This window comes from Variovorax sp. GW823-FHT02B07, from assembly GCF_058797695.1.
On the sequence record NZ_JBXAJX010000001.1, the window covers coordinates 2,189,919 to 2,204,638 of the forward strand.

The 14,720-nt window shown below is 68.9% G+C and carries 14 protein-coding genes; 5 read left to right on the forward strand and 9 right to left on the reverse strand.

What is annotated here, in order from left to right; all coding sequences use genetic code 11:
• Nucleotides 1–32 precede the first annotated feature (32 nt).
• Entirely contained in the window at nucleotides 33–422 is a 390-nt protein-coding gene (locus tag AC1RGU_RS10190) for a DoxX family protein (RefSeq protein WP_062471245.1), read from the forward strand.
• A gap of 21 nt (nucleotides 423–443) precedes the next feature.
• Here AC1RGU_RS10190 and def read toward each other — a convergent pair whose 3' ends face one another.
• The 5 genes from def to smc all read right to left on the reverse strand — a co-directional run bounded on the left by def (nucleotide 444) and on the right by smc (nucleotide 8,329).
• Nucleotides 444–983 (reverse strand): peptide deformylase, encoded by a 540-nt coding sequence (def, locus tag AC1RGU_RS10195; protein ID WP_070060694.1) that lies wholly within the window; start codon nucleotides 981–983, stop codon nucleotides 444–446.
• A 45-nt stretch (nucleotides 984–1,028) separates the two neighbouring features.
• Nucleotides 1,029–1,451: a hypothetical protein gene (locus tag AC1RGU_RS10200; RefSeq protein ID WP_223301316.1), complete on the reverse strand. Its 423-nt coding sequence runs from the start codon at nucleotides 1,449–1,451 to the stop codon at nucleotides 1,029–1,031.
• A 119-nt stretch (nucleotides 1,452–1,570) separates the two neighbouring features.
• On the reverse strand, nucleotides 1,571–3,667 hold the full coding sequence (gene ligA / locus AC1RGU_RS10205; RefSeq protein WP_492696317.1) for an NAD-dependent DNA ligase LigA: 2,097 nt from the start codon (nucleotides 3,665–3,667) through the stop codon (nucleotides 1,571–1,573).
• A 26-nt stretch (nucleotides 3,668–3,693) separates the two neighbouring features.
• Nucleotides 3,694–4,800: a cell division protein ZipA C-terminal FtsZ-binding domain-containing protein gene (locus AC1RGU_RS10210; protein ID WP_492696319.1), complete on the reverse strand. Its 1,107-nt coding sequence runs from the start codon at nucleotides 4,798–4,800 to the stop codon at nucleotides 3,694–3,696.
• 13 nt (nucleotides 4,801–4,813) lie between these two features.
• Nucleotides 4,814–8,329, reverse strand: a complete 3,516-nt coding sequence (gene smc, locus AC1RGU_RS10215) for a chromosome segregation protein SMC (RefSeq protein WP_139701602.1) — start codon at nucleotides 8,327–8,329, stop codon at nucleotides 4,814–4,816.
• A gap of 113 nt (nucleotides 8,330–8,442) precedes the next feature.
• Between smc and AC1RGU_RS10220 the strand changes: the two genes are divergently transcribed.
• The 4 genes from AC1RGU_RS10220 to AC1RGU_RS10235 all read left to right on the forward strand — a co-directional run bounded on the left by AC1RGU_RS10220 (nucleotide 8,443) and on the right by AC1RGU_RS10235 (nucleotide 11,656).
• On the forward strand, nucleotides 8,443–9,213 hold the full coding sequence (locus AC1RGU_RS10220) for a hypothetical protein (RefSeq protein WP_369628924.1): 771 nt from the start codon (nucleotides 8,443–8,445) through the stop codon (nucleotides 9,211–9,213).
• Nucleotides 9,214–9,268: 55 nt separating this feature from the next.
• Entirely contained in the window at nucleotides 9,269–9,589 is a 321-nt protein-coding gene (locus AC1RGU_RS10225) for a helix-turn-helix domain-containing protein (protein ID WP_070060699.1), read from the forward strand.
• Nucleotides 9,586–10,884: a type II toxin-antitoxin system HipA family toxin gene (locus tag AC1RGU_RS10230; protein WP_492696321.1), complete on the forward strand. Its 1,299-nt coding sequence runs from the start codon at nucleotides 9,586–9,588 to the stop codon at nucleotides 10,882–10,884. Before AC1RGU_RS10225 ends, AC1RGU_RS10230 begins: the two co-directional genes overlap by 4 nt.
• Before the next feature lie 79 nt (nucleotides 10,885–10,963).
• Nucleotides 10,964–11,656 carry a P-loop NTPase family protein gene (locus AC1RGU_RS10235; protein WP_062471226.1) on the forward strand — a complete coding sequence of 231 codons (693 nt, stop codon included), beginning with the start codon at nucleotides 10,964–10,966 and terminating at the stop codon, nucleotides 11,654–11,656.
• A gap of 254 nt (nucleotides 11,657–11,910) precedes the next feature.
• Here AC1RGU_RS10235 and fabG read toward each other — a convergent pair whose 3' ends face one another.
• The 4 genes from fabG to AC1RGU_RS10255 are packed head-to-tail and all read right to left on the reverse strand — an operon-like array spanning nucleotide 11,911 to nucleotide 14,718.
• The gene (fabG, locus tag AC1RGU_RS10240; RefSeq protein ID WP_492696323.1) at nucleotides 11,911–12,642 is read right to left on the reverse strand and encodes a 3-oxoacyl-ACP reductase FabG; all 732 of its coding nucleotides are present in this window, start codon (nucleotides 12,640–12,642) and stop codon (nucleotides 11,911–11,913) included.
• The gene (locus AC1RGU_RS10245; RefSeq protein ID WP_492696325.1) at nucleotides 12,639–13,112 is read right to left on the reverse strand and encodes a hotdog family protein; all 474 of its coding nucleotides are present in this window, start codon (nucleotides 13,110–13,112) and stop codon (nucleotides 12,639–12,641) included. Before AC1RGU_RS10245 ends, fabG begins: the two co-directional genes overlap by 4 nt.
• Nucleotides 13,109–13,879 (reverse strand): class I SAM-dependent methyltransferase, encoded by a 771-nt coding sequence (locus AC1RGU_RS10250; RefSeq protein WP_492696327.1) that lies wholly within the window; start codon nucleotides 13,877–13,879, stop codon nucleotides 13,109–13,111. Before AC1RGU_RS10250 ends, AC1RGU_RS10245 begins: the two co-directional genes overlap by 4 nt.
• The gene (locus tag AC1RGU_RS10255; RefSeq protein WP_492696329.1) at nucleotides 13,876–14,718 is read right to left on the reverse strand and encodes a polysaccharide deacetylase family protein; all 843 of its coding nucleotides are present in this window, start codon (nucleotides 14,716–14,718) and stop codon (nucleotides 13,876–13,878) included. The genes AC1RGU_RS10250 and AC1RGU_RS10255 overlap by 4 nt, the downstream gene beginning before the upstream one ends.
• Nucleotides 14,719–14,720: the final 2 nt, after the last annotated feature.

Consider the following 14,720-nt stretch of genomic DNA (forward strand, 5'->3'; position numbering starts at 1 on the left):
CCCTTTCATCACTCCCGAACAGGAATCACACCATGGTCAAGTCCGACGACACCGGCAAGCTCATCCTGCGCGTTGCGCTGGGCATCCTCATCCTGCTGCATGGCATTGCCAAAGTCGGCAAGGGCGTCGACGGCATCGGCGGCATGCTCGCGTCGCACGGCGTGCCCGCGGTGCTGGCCTACCTGGTCTACGTGGGCGAGATCCTGGCGCCGGTGCTGCTGATCGTTGGCCTGTTCACGCGGCCTGCCGCGCTGGTCGTGGCCATCAACATGGTCGTGGCGATCTGGCTGGCCCACCGCAAGGACCTGGGCGCGCTGAACGGGCAAGGCGGCTGGGCGCTGGAACTGCAGGGCATGTTCCTGTTCGCGGCCATCTCGCTCGCGCTCACGGGCGGCGGGCGCTTCGGGCTCAACAACAAGTAAGCAATGAGGCGGGCAGACGAATCAGTCGTCGTCCGCCGCATCGAGGCCCGGGAACAGGACCTCGGTGTAGCCGAAGCGCGAGAAATCGCGCACCCGCATCGGGTACAGCTTGCCGAACAGGTGATCGACCTCGTGCTGCACCACGCGCGCATGGAAGCCGTCGGCGGTGCGGTCGATCGGGTCGCCGTACAGGTCGAAGCCCGTGTAGCGGATGTGGGCGAAGCGCGGCACCACGCCGCGCAGGCCAGGCACCGACAGACAGCCTTCCCAGCCCTCTTCCTCTTCATCGCCCAGCGGCGTGATGACGGGGTTGAGCAGCACGGTGCGCGGCACCGGCGGCGCGTCGGGATAGCGTGGATTGACGGTGTCGGTGCCGAAGATCACCAGTTGCAGGTCGACGCCGATCTGCGGCGCCGCGAGGCCGGCGCCATTGACCGCCTGCATGGTCTCGAACATGTCGCGCACCAGCAGGTGCAGTTCGTCGGTGTCGAAAGCGGCGACCGGCTGCGCGGTGCGCAGCAGCCGGGGGTCGCCCATTTTCAGGATTTCGCGGAAGGCCATGGAGGGATTATGGCCAGCGCGCAGCGCCCTCGCTGGAGCGCTTGCTCAAGGCTTGTCGGCCAGCGCCGGCGCGTCACGCCACGGCACGCCCGGCGGTGGGCGCATCGCATTGCTCGGGTAGTTGGGCGACACACCCGGATGCGCAGGCGAGACAGCCGGTGGACGCTGCCAACCCGGCGGACGCCCGGCCGGATAGGTCGGCCGCACGGCTGGGTAGCTGGGACGCACCGCGGGATAACCGGGACGGCCATAGTAAGGACGGCGGTCGTAGTACGGGCGACGGTTGTCGTAGTAGCCGCCACCCTGGATGTAGACCGGCGCCGGCACCACCACGGGCCCCGGATCGGAGTAGTACGGTTCGGAATAGCCGCCGGAGTAGTACGGATCGCCAGGGACGGCCACGCAGCCGCTCAGCAGCGCGATGCCGCCGAGTGCGAGGCTGGTAGCGAGAACACGAATTTTTTGCATGAGGGACTCCTTGTCGGCCTTCTGTAGTCGTTCAACGCCCGCTTGTAGACCCTGTTGACTGCGCTGGTGTGAAGTCGCGTAACGGCCGGTAAAGGCCTGGATCCCGGGCGCCGGGCGACTCAGGCGTCGGGTGCCGGCGGAACACCGCTGGCGAGGATCTCCAGCATACGCGCCTCGTCAATCACCGTGACGCCGAGGTCGCGCGCCTTGTCCAGCTTGCTGCCCGCCTCTTCCCCGGCCACGAGGTAGTGGGTCTTCTTGCTGACGGAGCCGGCCACCTTGGCGCCGGCTGCCTCCAATTTATCCTTCGCTTCGTCGCGGCCCAGCGTAGGAAGGGTGCCGGTGATCACGAAGGTCAGTCCCGCCAAAGGCTTGGGCGCGCGGGCTTCGGGCTCGAACTCTTCCCACGTCAGGCCGCAGGCGCGCAGCTGCTCGACCACCTCGCGGTTGTGCGGCTGGTCGAAGAAGGTGCGCAGGCTCTGCGCCACCACCGGGCCGACGTCGTTGACCTCGAGCAGCTGCTCCTCGGTCGCGTCCATGATGGCGTCGAGCTTGCCGAAATGCTTGGCGAGGTCTTTCGCCGTGCTCTCGCCGACGTGGCGGATGCCCAGGCCGAACAGAAAGCGCGGCAGCGTGGTCTTCTTCGAGGCTTCGAGCGCATCGACGAGGTTCTGGGCCGACTTCTCGGCCATGCGGTCCAGGCCCGCCAGCGTGACGAAGCCGAGCTTGTAGAGATCGGGCAAGGTGCGAATCAGGTTGGCATCGACCAGCTGTTCGACCAGCTTGTCGCCCAGCCCGTCGACATCGACCGCGCGCCGCGCCGCGAAATGCAGGATGGCCTCCTTGCGCTGCGCCGCGCAGAACAGGCCGCCGGTGCAACGGTAGTCGACCTCGCCCTCCTCCCGCACCGCCTCGGAATCGCACACGGGGCACTTGTGCGGCATGGTGAAGACCGCGCCGCGCTGGTCGTCGGGCCTGGCCAGGCTGTCGGGCGCCACGCCCACCACTTCGGGAATCACATCGCCGGCTCGGCGCACGATCACCGTGTCGCCCACGCGCACGTCCTTGCGGCGGGCTTCGTCTTCGTTGTGCAGCGTGGCGTTGGTCACGGTCACGCCGCCCACGAACACTGGCGCCAGCTTGGCCACCGGCGTGAGCTTGCCGGTGCGGCCCACCTGGATCTCGATGCCGACCACCTCGGTCAGCTGCTCCTGCGCCGGGTACTTGTGGGCCACGGCCCAGCGCGGTTCACGCGAAACAAAACCCAGCTGCCGCTGCAGCTCCAGGCTGTCGACCTTGTAGACCACGCCGTCGATGTCGTACGGCAGCGCATCGCGCTGGCGGCCGATGGTTTCGTGGAACGCTATCAGTTCAATAGCGCCGGTCGCCCGCGCGGTCTGCGTGGCCACCGGAAAGCCCCAGGCGTGGAACTGCTGCAGCCAGTCGAACTGGGTCGCGATGTCGGGGCCGCCGCCGCTCGCGGGCGAGACCTCGCCCAGGCCGTAGGCAAAGAAGCTCAGCGGGCGCTCTGCCGCGATCGCCGGGTCGTGCTGGCGCACCGCGCCGGCCGCCGCGTTGCGCGGGTTGACGAACACCTTCTCGTTCTTCTGCCCGGCGGCGATCTTCTGGCGCTGGCGCTCGTTGAGGGCGTCGAAATCGGCGCGCTTCATGTAGACCTCGCCACGCACCTCGACCACGGGCGGCGCCGCACCCTTGAGCTTGAGCGGAATCTCGCGCACGGTGCGGATGTTCTGCGTGACGTCCTCGCCCACCTCGCCGTCGCCGCGCGTGGCGGCCTGCACGAGCACGCCGTGCTCGTAGCGCAGGCTCATGGCCAGCCCGTCGAACTTGAGTTCGCAGACGTAGCTGATCTGCGGCGCGTCCTCGGCCAGGCCCAGTTCGCGGCGCACGCGCGCATCGAAGGCGCTGGCGCCGGCGGGCGTGATGTCGGTCTCGGTGCGGATCGACAGCATCGGCACCCGGTGGCGCACCTTGGCCAGGCTGTCGAGCACGGTGCCGCCCACGCGCTGCGTCGGCGAATCGGGCGTGCGCAGTTCGGGAAACTCGGTCTCCAGCACCTGCAGGCGCTGGAACATCTTGTCGTACTCGGCGTCGGGCAGTTCGGGGGCGTCGAGCACGTAGTACAGATGGGCGTGGCGATGCAGCTGCTCGCTCAGTGCGGCGGCTTCGCGTGCCGCTTCGTCGCGCGTTGTCATGGGGTGTCCCTCGGGAAAAAGACGGGTCAGCTGAAGAGGCGTCGCGCCAGCGGCGAACCCGCGGCGAGGTCGCGTGCGTCGAGCGTGTCGTACAGCTGCTCGAGGTCGGTGCCGATCACGTCCATGGTTTCGTCACGCAGCAACTGGCCGTCGCTGTCGGTCACCACGCCGTCCATCTCGCGGGCGAGCGTGGCGGCGGCCTCGCGCATGCGACGGAACGGCTCTTCGCCGCGATCGACCTGCGGAACGTCCAGGCTCAGGCTGAGCTCGCGAATCGCCGATTGCGCCGGATCGTCGGCCAGCGCGGCCTGGGTGTCGAACGAGAGCCCGAGGATCGGCGGCAGGCCTGCCTCGCTGGTCGGCAACACCATGCGGCCCGGAATGATCCCGGCCACGAAGCCCAGCCGCGCCGCGTTCTGCTGCACGTAGCCCGGGCTCCAGGCCGCGTGCAGCGCGCGCAGCACGAAGCCCAGTTGCGCGTCGTGCGCGCTGGCGAACTGGTCGAGCTCGCGGGCGCGCGCCACTTCGTCGAGCATCTCGGGAAACTCGGGCGCGCCGTTCACGGCGTCGGCAAAGGCCTGCGCCTTGACCACGAACTCGGAGTACTCGATCTCGTTGAGTGCCCCGGTGCGGTTGGCCAGCTGCACGCCGACCTGGAACGCGCGGTAGCGCTGCCCGGGCGCCGGCGGCTCCCATTGGCTGGTGAGGTCGTTCAGGCCTTCGATGGCCACCGGCTTGCTGCCGGCGCGGCGCGTCGACGGCATCGACGCGAGCGCGGCATCGCCCGAGGCCAGGCCTTCGAGCGAGATGGGCGCGATGACGTCGATCAGCGGATCGAGCCCGCCGCGGCGCTCGCCAGTGGGCACGGGCACGCCGCTGGGCGCGGGCAGGTCGGGGTCGAACAGCGGCTCGTGGCGGTCGCTGCCGGCCACCTGGCTCGGGTCGGCATGGAGCATCGGCTCCACACCGCCGTCGCCGCCGCCGGCCAGCGCGCGCTCGGCCTCGGCCAGGGCGACATCGACCGCATCGGGCTGGCGCGGCGCATTGCGGCGCGACATCAGGGTGTTGTAGGCCACGACGGCCGCGAGAACGAGGCCGCCGAGGATCGCCAGGGCGAGGGTGAGATTGCTCATGCGCGCGCCTGCCTTATGCCGCTTCGACCATCGAGACCGCCGACTCCATGTCGACCGCAACGATGCGCGACACGCCCTGCTCCTGCATGGTCACGCCGATCAGCTGTTCGGCCATTTCCATGGCGATCTTGTTGTGGCTGATGAAAAGGAACTGGGTTTCACGGCTCATGGCGGAGACGAGTTTGGCATAGCGTTCGGTGTTGGCGTCGTCCAGCGGCGCGTCCACTTCGTCCAGCAGACAGAAAGGCGCCGGGTTCAGCTGGAAGATGGCGAACACGAGCGCAATGGCCGTGAGCGCCTTCTCACCGCCCGAGAGCAGGTGGATGGTCTGGTTCTTCTTGCCGGGCGGCTGGGCCATGACCTGCACGCCGGAGTCGAGGATTTCGTCGCCCGTCATCATCAGCTTGGCGTTGCCGCCGCCGAACAGCTCCGGGAACATGCGGCTGAAGTGCTCGTTGACGATCTTGAAGGTGCCGCCGAGCAGGTCTCGCGTTTCGGCATCGATCTTGCGGATGGCGTCTTCGAGCGTGCCGATGGCTTCGTTCAGGTCGGCCGACTGGGCGTCGAGGAAGATCTTGCGCTCGCTCGCAATGGCGAGTTCGTCGAGCGCGGCCAGGTTGACGGCGCCGAGCGCGACCACCTCGCGGTTCAGGCGGTCGATTTCGCTTTGCAGGCCGGTCAGGCGCACCTTCTCGGTCTCGATCGATTGCGCGACCGCCTCGAGGTCGGCACCGGCGTCGTCCAGCAGCTGCTGGTACTGCTCGACGCCCAGGCGCGCGGCCTGTTCCTTGAGCTGGAACTCGGTGATGCGCTGGCGCAGCGGATCGAGTTCGCGCTCCAGCTGCAGCCGGCGCTCGTCGCTGGCGCGCAGCTTGAGTGTGAGGTCGTCGTACTGGCTGCGAGCTGCGCCCAAGGCGGTCTCGCGCTCCAGCTTGAGCGACAGCGCGTCCTGCAGGCCGGCCTGCGCGGCGGCATCCGACAGGCGGCTCAGCTCGGCGCGGGCGCGCTCGTCTTCGTCGGTCAGTGCGACGGTCTGCTGCGAGGCAGTTTCGATGCTGCGGTTCAGTTCGCCGCGGCGCGCTTCGAGCGTGCGCTGCGAGAAGGTGGCTTCCTGCGCCTGTCGCTCGAGGCTGCGGTGCTGTTCGCGGCTGGCCGTGAGCGCGCGGCCGGCTTCGATCACGCGCTCGTCGAGCTGCGCATGGCGCTCCTGGCTGTCAGCCAGCTGCATGTCGAGTTCTTCGAAGCGGCCTTCGGCGGCGATGCGCTTTTCTTGCAGTTCCTCGAGCTGGGCATCGACCTCGCCGAGGTCGGCGGCCAGCTGCTGGCTGCGCGCGCGGGTCTGTTCGGCGAGCTGCGTCATGCGCAGCGTCTCGACCTGCAGCTCATGGGCGCGCGACTGCGTTTCGGCGGCTTCGCGGCGGGCCGTGACGAGGCGCTGCGCGGCATCGCCGTAGGCCGCTTCGGCACGGACCAGCGCGGTGCGCGCCTCTTCGTTGATGAGCGTCTGGGCCTTGAGCTGGCGCTCGAGGTTTTCCATTTCCTGCTGGCGGGCCAGAAGGCCGGCCTGCTCGGAATCGGGCGCGTAGAAGTTCACGCTGTGCGACGACACGGCATGGCCGCTGCGCACGTAGATCACCTCGCCGGGCTGCAGCGTGGCGCGCTGGGCCAGCGCTTCTTCGAAAGTCTCGGCCGTGAAGCAACCGTGCAGCCAGTCGTTCAGCAGGGCCTGCTGGCCGGCGTCGTTCAGGCGCAGCAGGCTCGACAGCTTGGGCAGCGCGCCCGCGCCCTGCGGCACGCCGGCGACGGGCGGGCTGTAGAAGGCCAGCTTGGCGGGCGGTGCGTCGTTGCCGAAGGCACGCACCATGTCGAGCCGGCTGACCTCGAGCGCGCCCAAGCGCTCGCGCAGTGCGGATTCGAGCGCGTTCTCCCAGCCCTGCTCGATGTGGATGCGGCTCCACAGGCCCTGCAGGCCGTCCAGGCCGTGCTTGGCGAGCCAGGGGGCGAGCTTGCCGTCGGTCTTGACCTTCTCTTGCAGCGCACGCAGCGCTTCGAGGCGGGCCGAGAACTCGGCGTGGCGGGCGCCCTCGGTGTTGACGGCCTGCTGCTTGGCGCGGCGGTCTTCGTCGAGCTGGGGCACGGCCTCCTGCAGCTCCTGCAGGCGGGCGTCGGATTCGCTGGCGGTTTCCTGCGCCGCGGCCAGCTGCTCCTGCATTTCGGTCAGCCGGTCTTCGTCGGGCGCAGCCAGCGCGTTCTGATCGGCGCGCAGGCGTTCGCTGCGCAGCGTGAGCTGACGGCTCTGGTCTTCGATGTTGCGCTGGTCGGCGGCCAGCACCTGGATCTGCTGCTGCACCTGCGAGACCGTCGCGCGCTGCGTGTTGGCCTCGTTCTGCGCACGCTGCACGGCCTCTTCGAGGTCAGGCAGGCGCGCGTCGTGCTCTTCGAGCTGCGCGGCCAGCAGGATGGCCTGCTCTTCGGCATCGACGCCGGCACCGGCCAGCGTCTCGATCTCGGCCTCGGCTTCTTCGCGGCGACGGCCCCACTGGCCCATCTGCTCGCGCAACTGCACCAGGCGCTGCTCGACGCGCTGGCGGCCTTCGACCACGAAGCGGATCTCGCCTTCGAGTCGGCCGACTTCGGCGCTGGCTTCGTACAGCTTGCCTTGCGCCTGGTTCACCAGGTCACCGGCGCCGTAGTGGGCCTGGCGCACGGTTTCGAGTTCGGACTCGATGCGGCGCAGGTCGGCGGTGCGCGATTCGAGGTCGTTGATGGCCTTTTCCGAATCGGCCTTGATCTTGGCCTGGTCGGCATCGCTTTCGCCGCGCTTAAGGAACCACAGCTGGTGCTGCTTCTTCGTGGCGTCGCCCTGCAGCGCGTTGTAGCGCGCCGCCACCTCGGCCTGCTTCTCGAGCTTCTCGAGGTTGGCGTTGAGCTCGCGCAGGATGTCTTCCACGCGCGTGAGGTTCTCGCGCGTGTCGCCCAGGCGGTTCTCGGTCTCGCGGCGGCGCTCCTTGTACTTGGAGACGCCCGCGGCTTCTTCGAGGAACAGGCGCAGTTCTTCGGGCTTGGATTCGATGATCCGGCTGATCGTGCCCTGGCCGATGATGGCGTAGGCGCGCGGGCCGAGGCCGGTGCCCAGGAACACGTCCTGCACGTCGCGGCGACGCACCGGCTGGTTGTTGATGTAGTAGCTGCTGGTGCCGTCGCGCGTGAGCACGCGGCGCACGGCGATTTCGGTGAACTGGTTCCACTGGCCGCCGGCGCGGTGGTCGGCGTTGTCGAACACCAGTTCGACGCTCGAGCGGCTGGCCTGCTTGCGGGTGGTCGTGCCGTTGAAAATCACGTCCTGCATCGACTCGCCGCGCAGTTCCGACGCACGCGACTCGCCGAGCACCCAGCGCACGGCATCCATGATGTTCGACTTGCCGCAGCCGTTCGGCCCTACCACCCCGACCAGTTGGCCCGGCAGCAGGAAGTTGGTGGGTTCGGCGAACGACTTGAAGCCCGAGAGCTTGATGGAGTTAAGACGCACGACTTGTCGCCCTGCCTTGGCGTAGCGCCAAGGTATTGATTTGTAAGGAAAATTGCACGGGCCCGCAGCTTGAAGCGGGCCGCCGCCCCAGCCGTGGATGATAACGTCAGGGCATGAGCGATTCCCTGGCTTCTCCCCTCGCGGCGCGACGCACCTGCCTGCTGGCAGGCACCGCGGCCGCCCTGCTCGCGCCGCTGGCGCTGACGGGCTGTTCCTCCTTCCGTTCCACCGAGCGCGCCGAGCCCTACGGCAACCAGGAATGGCTGCAATCGGCCACCAACCGCATCGCCAACCTGTCGCTGCGCGACAACCTGCAATCGGTGCGCCGCGTGCAGACCACGCTGTACCGGCGCAACCCGCGCGAATGGCGCAAGTCGGCCGCCAGCATGGAAGAAGCCACGCAGCGCACCTGGGACGCGGTCCTGCAGGGCACGCCGCTGCCCGAGCTGCGCGGCGCCACCGGCATCGACGCCATCCGCCTGGCCTTTGAGACCGGTCCGCAGGCCTACCAGGGCGACCGTGTGGCGGCGCTGGTCGTCGGGTGGGCCTCGATGCTCAAGCAGGCCAACGGCAACACCTGGGACCAGACCATGATCGACGGGGTCGACGCCGAGAACAGCTACCGCACGGCGCGCAACTTCGAGATTTCGCTCTGGCTCATCTCTTCCAAGACCGGCCCCGACGGCCAGCCGCTGCTGCTGGCCACCGAGATCAGCGAGCGCGGGCGCAATCTCGTGGCCGACCGCGAGCTGTCGAAGGTGGTGGCACGGCTCGACCTGCTGGCCGCTCAGGCCGACGAGAAATACCGCCGGGCGGCCCTCGATTTCGGGCAGAACTGGGTGATGGGCGTGGTCATGCCGCTCTTCACGCTGATACCCAAGTAGGTTCTTCGCATCGGAAATATGTTTCCCAAATAGGCATTTGCGGTAATATCTTTCCGTGGACAAGCAGGAACTCATCACCGCCCTCACGGCGCGTCGCGGGGCCACCGGTCTCACGAACGCCGAGATCGCCTTGCGCTCGGGGCTCACCGAACGCTCGGTGCGCAATGCCCTGAGCCTGAAGGGCAATCCGCAACTGTCGTCGCTGCTCGCGCTGGTCGATGCGCTGGGGCTCGAACTGCAGCTCGCGCCCAAGGGCTTCGGCGAAGGCACGGCCGTCGATCCCGGCTACCGCCCGGTCGCCACGCGCGTCGGTCGTGCGCTGGCCGAAGCGCCTGCCGCGCCGCCCTACGTGCGGGGCCGCCGCTCACCGCCATGAACGTCAAGATCCTCGAGATTTCGCTCGGCGCGCACCGCCTCGGCAAGCTATTCCAGTACGCCGACCTGTGCCGTTTCGTGGCGGAGCCCGAGCTGATCGCCAACCCGCTGCCCGGCGTGCTTTCGCTGTCGATGGTCGCGAGCGACCCAGCGGCCCAGGCCGCGCTGTGGAGCGACGTGAAGAACCCGTTATTCAACGCCCAGGGCGGCCAGTTGCCCGGTTTCTTCCAGAACCTGCTGCCCGAGGGCGTGCTGCGCAGCCACATCGCGCAGTTGCGCGGTTGCCGCGAGAACGACCATTTCGAATTGCTGGCAGCCTGCGGCGGCGACCTGCCCGGCGCCGTGGCCGCGCGCCCCGTGTCGGTGGACCGCGGCACGCTGCAGCGGCTCATCACGCAGGACCAGGACGCGCTCGAGATGTCGGTGGTCGAGCTGCCGATGCCGCAGGGCATCTCGGTCTCGGGCGTGCAGCCCAAGCTCGGTCTGCGCCGCCAAGGTGGACGCTACGTGGCGCGCGTGCGCGCCGGCGCCAGCACGCGCGTGATCGCCAAGCTGCCCGTGGCCGGCCGGCCGCACATGCCGCAACTCGAGATGCTCTCGCTGCAGATGGCCGGGGTGGCGGGCGTCGAGGTGTGCCACGCCGAACTCGCGCCGCTGTCGGCCATTGCGGCGGAGCACAGCTATGCGCTGCCGGACGAGCCCGAGTTCCTGGCCGTCACGCGTTTCGACCGCGATGGCGCGCGCCGCATCCACTTCGAAGACTTCGCGCAGGTGCTGGCGGTCGATCCGATGCACAAGTACAGCGGCAGCTACCTCGACATGGCGCTCGCGATGCGCGCCTTTCCGTCTCTCGGCGAAGACGCTGTGCTCGAACTGGTGCGCCGGCTCGTGGTCAACGACCTGCTGGGCAACCCGGATGCGCACCTGAAGAACTTCGGCGTGCTGTACCCCGACGGCATCGCGCCGCGCCTGGCGCCGGCCTACGACATCGTGGCTTATGCGGCGCTGCAGGGCGTCGAGGGCCATGCGTTGCCGCTGCTGCCGGCCCCGGTGGGCGCCGCCGCGGCCCGTCGCACCGCGATGTTCACGCCGGCCAACGTGCGCGCCTTCTGCTTCTCGGCCGGCGTGCACGAGCCGCGCATGCGACGCGTGGTGGCCGACACGGCCCGCCTTGCGCGCGACCAGTGGCCCGCGATGATCGACGGCTCGGCGTTGCCGGCTCCGTGGAAAAAACGGCTGCAGCAGCGCCTGCAGGCACATCCCTTGCTGCAGGGCATGAGCAAGCGGGGTCGCTAGCCACGATAGCGCGACAGGCGACCCCTAGAATGAATCCGCCCTCCTCCACCCCTCAACCCATTCGAGGCAGCAACCACTCATGAGCTCCATCAACTTCATCGGCGGCGAAAAAGGCGGTGTCGGCAAATCGGTCACGGCACGCGTGCTGGCCCAGTACTTCATCGATCGCAGCCGGCCCTTCACCGGCTTCGACACCGACCGTTCGCACAGCTCCTTCACCCGCTTCTACGAGGGCTTTGCCTCGCCCGTGGTGGTCGACAGCTTCGAAGGCCTGGACACGGTGGTGAACGGCTTCGAGACCAACCCGAAGCAGAGCGTGATCGTCGACCTCGCAGCGCAGACGCTGGCGCCGCTGTCGCGCTGGATCAAGGAATCGGACCTGTTCGACGTGTTCGAGGAGATCGACGTCACGGTCAACTTCTGGCACGTGCTGGACGACGGCAAGGACTCCACCGACCTGCTCGGCACGCTGATCGACACCTTCGGCAACCGGCCCAACTACATCGTGGTGCAGAACTACGGGCGCGGCAGCGACTTCGGAATGCTGCTGGCGTCGCAGTCGCTGTCGAAGGCCAATGCGAATGGCGCGCGCGTGATTGCCTTGCCGCGTTTGCATGAGGCCAGCATGCGCAAGATCGATGCGCAGAACACGAGTTTCTGGAAGGCGGTGAACGACCGCGAAGGGCCGCATGCGCTTGGATTGCTGGAACGGCAGCGCGTGAAGTCTTGGCTGGCTACGGCTTACGCTGCGTTCGATACGCTGCCTCTCTAGGCCTTTTGGGAGCGCCCGACAGGCGGCACGGCGTGGTCGGCCCCACTGTGCCGGCCGCTTCGCGGCTGCCCTGCGGTGCTCGCGTTTCGCGGGGTCTCGCAGAACTCGCTTCGCTCAAACAGCTGCGAGCCCTGATCCGCGAAACGCTGCGCTCCTCGGCGGCACAGAGGGGCCGCCCACACCGCACCGCCTGCCGGGCTTCGGGGTGAAGTGGATGCCGCGCTCTTCGCAGGGAAGAACGAGCCGGCAGGGTCTCAGATCATCCCGCCGTTGATCGAGATCACCTGCCCCGTGATGTACGCGGCTTCATCGCCTGCCAGGAACGCTGCCAGCGCCGCCACTTCCTGCGGCGTTCCGGCGCGCTTCACGGGCACCATCTGGTTGATGAGCGCGGGGTCGAACACCGCATCGGCCATCGGCGAGGCGATGATCCCCGGCGCGATCGCGTTCACGGTCACGCCGCGCGACGCCACTTCGAGCGACAGCGCCTTGGTCGCGCTGTTCAGCGCGCCCTTGGCCGCGGCGTAGTTCACCTGCCCCTTGTTCCCCGCGATGGCGGCGACGGACGAGATGTTCAGCACGCGCCCCCAGCGGGTGCGCATCATCGGCAGCAGCAGCGGCTGAGTCACGCGGAAGAAACCGTTCAGCGACACGTCGATCACCTTGTGCCATTGCTCGGCGCGCATGCCGGGCAGCACGGCGTCGTCGTGCACGCCCGCGTTGTTGACGAGGATCTGCACCGCGCCGCCTTCGAGGATGCGTACGCAGCCGGCCGCGCAGGCCTCGTCGCTGCGCAGGTCGAACACATGGCATTCCGCCTTGCCGCCGGCGGCGGTGATCGACGCGGCCAGCTGCTCGATGGCCTCGGGCCGCGAGTTCGCATGCAGCAGCACGGTGGCGCCGTCGCGCGCAAAACGCTCCGCCATGGCCGCGCCGAGCGCGCCGCTGGCGCCGGTGATCAGTGTGCGTTTTCCTTCGAAACTCATGACGGTGTGCTTCCCATGTCCGCCAGCGGCGTGTTCAAGACCACCACGGCCCGGCCCTCGGCCAGCAGGCGGCCGTCGTCGGCCGCCACCGTGAATTCATACAAGACCTGCCGGTCGTCGCCGGACAGGCGCTTCGCGCGCACCTGCAACGCTCCGGCGATGTCGTCCAGCCGCGCCACCCCCAGCTTCACGTTGCGCGCGCTGGCCAGGAAGCCGGCCGACGGCGTGCTGCCCTCGGCGGCCAGCAGGCCGCCGTGCAGCGCCATGGCCTGCGCCGCGTACTCGATGGCGTTGGGCGCGAGCAGGCCGCTCTCGGTGCGCAGCGGGTTGTCCGCCTGGCTGTGCGTCGTGGTGCTGCAATGGATCGATTCGGCGTCCCAGCCTTCGAGGCGCTCCAGCAGGCACATGCTGCCGCTGTGCGGAATGCGCGCGGCGATGCCCGCGCGGTCGAGCGTCTGCGGTGCCGTCAAGCGGCAGTCTCCAGGTCGGCGACCAGCAGCACGTTGGCAAACGGCGTGCCTTCGCTCATCGGCATGCTCTGCACGCGGAAACCCAGGCGCTGCAGCACGGCGATCCACTCGGCCAGCGGGCGGCCCCAGGTCGGGGAGACCTTGTGGCCGCGGATGCGCGTCACGGTGCGATCGACCCACTGGCTGATCGCGAAACCACGCGTGCTCGACGCATCGCCCACGCGCAGCAGCAGGCGCGCCTTTGGGTTGCCGCCGCGGCGGAGCGCGTCGCGCACGCGGGTCAGCACGCCTTCTTGCGCCGCGAGGTCCACGTAGTGCAGCACGTCGAGGATCACGACCAGATCGCAGTCGGGCAAGGCGGCCGAGCACATGTCGGCGCACACCAGCCGCGGCGTCGGCTGCAGGTGGCCGACCGACGCCTCGGCGCGCGCCACGTCCTTCGGCATCAGCTCGATGCCCGTGTAGTCCGCGGCGGCGGGCGTGGCGGCCCATGAGGCCGGCCAGCGTCCTTGCTGCTGCATCGCGCTCATCGACGCCAGCAGGCTCACGAAGAGGCCCTGTCCGCAGCCGATGTCGACCACGCGCCGGTGCTGGGCGTCGATCAGCCCGCGTTCGAGCAGGCCGCGGAACACCGGGTCGCGCCCGAGCTTGCCGCGTGCGAACTGCCAGGCGAAGGTGCCGCCCTTCTTGTAGGGCACTGTCGCGGCTTCGTGCAGCTCGCGCCAGGCTTGGTCGGTGGTCATCGTCGATGGCATCACGGCGCTCATGCGGTCTTCAATCCTTCAGGCAGGGTCACGGCGCGCAATCCATCGGTGCGCAGGCGTTGGAGCAACAAGGGCAGGACTTCCAGCAAGACGGGTTGCCCTGCTGCGGTGCGCGCGGCATTGCCGTCGTGCAGCAGCAGGATATCGCGCGCCTGCAGGTGGCGAGTAAGGCGCGCCATCACCTTGGTGGCGTCGCCTTCGCGGGTGTCGAAACCGCGCCGCGTCCAGCTCACGAGCGAGAGGCCGAGGCGGTGCAGCACGGGTTCGAGGAAAGGGTTGCGCAGGCCGGCGGGCGCGCGGAAACAGGTCGGGCGCTGGCCGGTCACGTCGGTCAGGATGTCCTGCGCGCGCGCGATCTCCGCCGCGAAGCCGCGCGGGCCGAGGAAGGAAAAGTTGTGGCGATGCTGCGCCGTGTGGTTTTGGATGCTGTGGCCGCGCGCGACGATCTCGCGCGCCAGTGCGGGATGCGCCAGCACGCGCTCGGCGATGCAGAAGAAGGTCGCGCGCTGGCCGTGGGCGTCCAGCAGGTCGAGCACGCGGGGCGTGACCTCGGGCTCGGGCCCGTCGTCGATGGTGATCGCCACCTCGCGACGCGCGCCGGCGGCCTCGGGCAGGCGCGTGACGTTCGGGCCGAGCAGGTTGCTGCGCGGCGTGAGGCCCGCACCGGTGATCAGCGCATGGTTCAGCACCACCGCGCCGAGCGCCCAGGGCCAGGCGCCGGGCACCAGCACGCCAGCGCCCAACGCAGCCACATGCACGGCCGCGCTGGCGCGCATGGCCGGCGGCCAGGGCCAGGATTCGGAGGCGGCAGAACGGGTGGAAGGGGCGGAAGGCGACGACATGG